The organism is Mesorhizobium sp. M2C.T.Ca.TU.002.02.1.1, from assembly GCF_003997225.1.
The window spans coordinates 1-4,761 of sequence record NZ_RZTO01000489.1; the positions used below are offsets into that span (position 1 = coordinate 1).

Annotated in this window: 5 protein-coding genes and 1 pseudogene; 1 reads left to right on the plus strand and 5 read right to left on the minus strand. The window is 66.6% G+C overall.

The features are described 5' to 3' along the window. The coding region (locus EOD07_RS23025; RefSeq protein WP_206519528.1) for an alanine racemase at nucleotides 1–491 on the minus strand (491 nt) is incomplete at its 3' end. Nucleotides 492–642: 151 nt separating this feature from the next. Here EOD07_RS23025 and EOD07_RS23030 point away from each other — a divergent pair. After that, nucleotides 643–1,329 (plus strand): D-lyxose/D-mannose family sugar isomerase, encoded by a 687-nt coding sequence (locus EOD07_RS23030; RefSeq protein WP_040983398.1) that lies wholly within the window; start codon nucleotides 643–645, stop codon nucleotides 1,327–1,329. 15 nt (nucleotides 1,330–1,344) lie between these two features. Here EOD07_RS23030 and EOD07_RS23035 read toward each other — a convergent pair whose 3' ends face one another. From EOD07_RS23035 to EOD07_RS23050, 4 genes and pseudogenes are all read right to left on the minus strand, one after another. Next, nucleotides 1,345–2,223: an RDD family protein gene (locus EOD07_RS23035; RefSeq protein WP_127237093.1), complete on the minus strand. Its 879-nt coding sequence runs from the start codon at nucleotides 2,221–2,223 to the stop codon at nucleotides 1,345–1,347. Continuing rightward, complete coding sequence (locus tag EOD07_RS23040) at nucleotides 2,210–3,226, minus strand: stage II sporulation protein M (RefSeq protein ID WP_127237094.1); 1,017 nt, start codon at nucleotides 3,224–3,226, stop codon at nucleotides 2,210–2,212. The genes EOD07_RS23035 and EOD07_RS23040 overlap by 14 nt, the downstream gene beginning before the upstream one ends. Beyond that, a complete protein-coding gene (locus EOD07_RS23045) occupies nucleotides 3,223–4,527 on the minus strand; it encodes a DUF58 domain-containing protein (RefSeq protein ID WP_127237095.1) in 1,305 nt (434 codons plus the stop codon). Before EOD07_RS23045 ends, EOD07_RS23040 begins: the two co-directional genes overlap by 4 nt. Then, nucleotides 4,524–4,761, minus strand: a pseudogene (locus tag EOD07_RS23050) (magnesium chelatase); the annotation flags it as partial. The pseudogene EOD07_RS23050 and the gene EOD07_RS23045, both read right to left, overlap by 4 nt.

Here is a 4,761-nt window from a genome sequence, read left to right on the forward strand (position 1 = left end):
AAGACGCGGTGACGCTGGCAAAGGTCATCGATCAGGCCAAAGGCCTCTCCTTCGGCGCTCTGGACGCCGCAGCGGCCCATGCCGGTGTCGCACTCGACCAGCACCGGCAATGGATGGCCGGCATCGGTGAAGGTGGCCGCAAGGCCCTCCAGCGTCTCATGGCTGTCCGCCGTCACCGACAGCGTGACACGCCCATGCAGCGCCTTGAGCCGCTCCAGCTTGGCGCGACCGAGGATGTTGTAGGGCAGGAAAATATCCTCGAGCCCGGCGTCGGCCATCACCTCTGCCTCGCCGATCTTCTGGCAGGTGATGCCGACGGCGCCCGCCGCCACCTGCTTCTTCGCCCAATAAGGCAGCTTGTGCGTCTTGATATGCGGGCGCAGCTTCAGCCCTTGGGCGTCGGCATGCGCCTGCGCCTTCCTGATGTTGGCTTCGGCGCGGGCCGCATCGATCAGGATCGCCGGCGTGTCGAGGTCGTCTATGCTTGGCATGAAGGTCACCGCTGAAGAAATCTGGCTTGGGTTATGGCTCCGATCCGGCCGGATGTCACGGGCCAGAACTGTCGGTTTGCGTCGACAGCGGAACGGCGTTCGGCTATGCCGGAGAGAGATTTCAGCAATCAGCGGCCGGAGGAGAACCACCATGAAGCGCTCCAAGATCAACGACATCATCCGCGAAGCCGACGCCTTCATCCGCTCCTTCGGCTATATCATGCCGCCCTTCGCCTATTGGTCGCCTGAAGAGATGAAGGCGCACAAGGCCGACTCCTCGGCCATCTTCACCTCCCGCCTTGGCTGGGACATCACCGATTACGGCCAGGAGAAGTTCGACGAGCTCGGCCTGTTCCTGTTCACCGTGCGCAACGGTCGCTACGCGGACATGAAGCTCGGCATGGGCATGCTTTATGCCGAGAAGATCATGATCTCGCGCAAGGACCAGCTTTCGCCGATGCACCGCCACAACATCAAGGCCGAGGACATCATCAACCGCGGCGGCGGCAAGCTGGTGCTGGAACTCTTCATGCACGACCGCGACGGCGGCATCGACCCGAAAGCCGAAGTGTCGGTGCCGGTCGACGGCACCATCACCAGACTGCCGGCGGGAGGACTGCTGAAGCTCGATCCCGGCCAGAGCGTCACGCTGCTGCCCGGCGTCTGGCACGCCTTCTGGGCCGAGGGCAAGGATGTGCTGATCGGCGAGGTCTCGACCGTCAATGACGACCTCACCGACAACGTCTTCCGCGAGCCGATCGGCCGCTTCTCCAACATCGACGAGGACGTCGCGCCGCTGCACCTGTTGGTGTCCGACTACGAGAAGTGGGTGGGGTAGGCGAGGGACGCTTCGCTATCGCGCGTACTTATCCGCCTTCCTATTCCCAAGCAGCAGCTTGCGTTCCAGATGCGCGCGCAGCTCGCCGTAATAGGCGGTGAGGAAGGCCTTTGAATCGATCGGCTCGACCCTGGCGCCGATCTTGCGGGCGATGGTCTCCGCCACGGCCCTCAGCGCGGCATGATCGTCGCGGCGCAGCACTTCCTCAAGCTTCTGCAACTCGGCGATGCCATAGGCGTCGAGCTGCGCGGGGCTGAACTGGAAGCGCGCCGCGATCGGGTCCTTGCGCCGCGAAAGATCCTCGAGCAGCGCCACTTTCGGCGCCTCGACCACCCAGGTGCCGGCGAGCAGGTCGCCGATCCTCAGCCGGTCGCGGTTGAAGAACGGGAACAGCGAGAACAGCAGCGCCCAGACCAGGCCGAAGATGGTCGTCAGCGTGTCGGCGACATCGGCGCTGGCGCGTGCGGCCAGGATCGACAGCGGCAGAAAGACTTCGATCTCGCGCATCAGGTTGCGCGCGATGACTTGGTCGAGCGTCAGGCCGGCGCCGCTGCGCGAGGCGACCCTCACGCCGACCATGCGCTTGCCCGGCGTGGCCGCCCGCCGTCCCGCCTCGAAGGCGATGAAATAGACGTTGCGCAGGAAGAAGATGAAGATGATCCAGACGATGAACAGCGGTTCGGCATCCTGCACGCCAAGCCCGCCAAGTCCGAACAGGGCGACGAGGCTTACCACGACCGCCGCCACGATGATGATCACCACGTCGAGCAGGAAGCCCGAGGCCCGGGTGCCGGCGTCGGCGAGCTTCACCCTGAGGTCGACGCCCTCCGGCGTCACCAACGGGCGGATCAATGCCGCCGGGTCCTTGACCTTCGCTGTCCTAGCGGTCGCCATGCCGCACCATCCGGAACAGGTAGAAATAGCAAATCCAGAAGGCCAGCATGCCGCCGCCGATCGAATAGCGGGCGAGATCGCTGGTGATCGTTTGCCGGCCGATGCCTTCCAGCAGTCCGGCGAAAAGCAGCATCACCGTGACGCCGATCATGGCGGTCGCGGCCACGCGCCCGGCCCGGGCGGCAGCCGACATGCGGGTCAGCTCGCCGGGAAAGGCGATGCTGGTGCCGATGCGCATGCCGGCGGCACCCGCAATCGCGATGGCGAACAGTTCCGTCGTGCCATGGATCGAAAGCCAGCCGCCGAGCTCGAAGCCCAGGCCCTTCGCGGCATAGATCTGGAAGATGGCGCCGAGCATGCAGCCATTCATCAGGATGATCAGCACGCTGGGCACCGCGAAGGCGAAGCCCAGCGCGAAGGCCAGGATCGAGACCTGCGTGTTGTGGGTGAAGAGATAGGCGGCGAACCCCGACAGGAAATGATCGCCGCCGCCGTAAAGCACGGCGCGCAGCGTCTCAGCCGGCGAATCCGGGTTGCGCCCGCCCGTCAGGCTCGGCGCGATGATGGCGTCGTACCAGCGCTTGTCGGAGGCGACCAGCCAATAGCCGGCGATCGCGCCGATCACCGTCAAACCGACGGACGCCCACACCTCGCGCCACAGATCGCGGATCGCGGCCGGCCAATCGTGCAGGAAGAAGTCGCCGATCCGTGTCCTCAAGGATCGCCGAGCGCCATAGAGATAGAAATAGCCGCGCAGGCACAACGCCTCGAGATAGGCGATCAGCGCGCTGTCGAGCGAGGTCGCTCGCGCCACCGAAAGCGAGGACAGCGCCGAGCGGTAGAGGAGCGGAAGCGACAGAAGCTCGTCCTCCGACAGCGCGCGCGGCGCGCGCTTCTCGACGCGCGCCAGCAGTGCCTCGAAGGCTTTCCAGTCGGCCTCGCGTTCCTGGCGGAAGCTTGCCAGCGACTGGCGGACAGCATCGGCGCCGGCGGACAGCGTCATAAGAGGTTCTCCTCCTTGAGCTGGATATAGCGCTCGACCAGCGCCGGGCCGAGCCGCTGGTGGTCGGCCTCGATGACATGCGCGCCAAGCAGCCTGAGCCTGCCGATCACCACCTGCCGTTGCCGCAACAGGTCGCCGGCGGTGACGGAGCGGGCGACGTCCTCCGGCGCCGCTGGCGCCATATCGGCCAGCGTTTCAAGCTCCACATCCTTCATCAGCATGAACAGCACCAGATGCCGCTCGGTCAGCCGGCCGACGGTGCGCAGCATCAGCTCGGCGCTGATCGGGTCGACGAAATCGGTGAAGACGATGACCAGCGAGCGACGGTCGAGCTTGGCTGACAGGGTGGTCAGCGCCAGGGTGAAATTGGTCTCCTCGGTCGAATAGTCGATCTCGGCGGCGCGCTTCTGGATCATGGTGAAGCTCGGCGAGCCGCGTACCGCGCCGCTGGAGACGCGCGGCCGGGCGTCGAAGGAAAACAGGCTGACGAGATCACCGCCCTTGAGCGCGATGAAGGCCGACAGAAGCGCCGCCGTCACCGCGCGGTCGACCTTCGGCACGCCGTCGACCGGTTCGCACATCAGGCGGCCGCTATCGATGGCCAGGACGATGTTGTTGTTTTCCTCGATCCGGAACTCGCGCGCCAAAAGCTTGCCGTGACGGGCGCTGCGCTTCCAGTCGATCATGCGCCGGCCCATGCCGGGCTGGTAGTCCTTCAGCGCCTCGAACTCGCGGCCCTGGCCGGCGCGCTTCTGCGCATGGCCGTCGGCAAGGGCCGAGCGCTGCAGCAGCGTGATCGCCTCGTCGCGCGCGCTGTTGACATTGGGCAGCACCGCAACCTTGCGGTCGATCGGCAATATGACCTGGTTCCACACCAGCCCGAACGGACCTTGCCAGCGCAGCCAGAGCCGGTCGAAGCTGGCGATGCCGCGGCGGATGGCCTCGAATTCGAGGTCGAGCGTGCCGCCATTGGCCGGCAGCGCGCCGCCGGTGCCCGCGACCGGCTGCAGGCGCTGGTCATGCCCCACACGCGCCTGCAGGCGCCTAAGCCTTGCCCCGACACCGGCCGCGATGTGCAGCGTGAAGCGCCCGCCGATGCCCACCTGCGGCGGCGCCGTCAGCGTGGCGTCGAGCGCGGCGCGGCCTCTGCCCGCGGCCGCGTCCACCGCCAGGAAGGCAAGGAGCACGCAGATCCACAACAGGCCGAGATACCAGACATGCGGAAGCGCGAGCGCGATCAGGAAGGCGGGGATCGCTCCCGCCGCCGCTGCCCAGACCGCTCGTCCGCTCGGATAGATCAACGCGGCGCTTCCGTATGGTCGACGAGGTCGGAGACGATCTGCTCGACCAGGCGCCCGTCGATCTGCGCGGCCGGTGAGAGCACGACGCGGTGGCGCAGCGCCGGCACGGCCAAGGCCTTGACGTCGTCCGGGATGACATAGTTGCGGCCGTCGAGCGCCGCCCTGGCGCGCGCTGCGCGCGCCAGCATGGCGCCCGCGCGTGGGCTCGCTCCCACTTCCAGGTCGGGGCTTTCG

Coding starts and splice junctions, on each gene's coding strand:
- EOD07_RS23030 (WP_040983398.1), top strand. CDS start 643: ATGAAGCGCTCCAAGATCAACGACATCATCCGCGAAGCCGACGCCTTC.
- EOD07_RS23035 (WP_127237093.1), bottom strand. CDS start 2,223: ATGGCGACCGCTAGGACAGCGAAGGTCAAGGACCCGGCGGCATTGATC.
- EOD07_RS23040 (WP_127237094.1), bottom strand. CDS start 3,226: ATGACGCTGTCCGCCGGCGCCGATGCTGTCCGCCAGTCGCTGGCAAGC.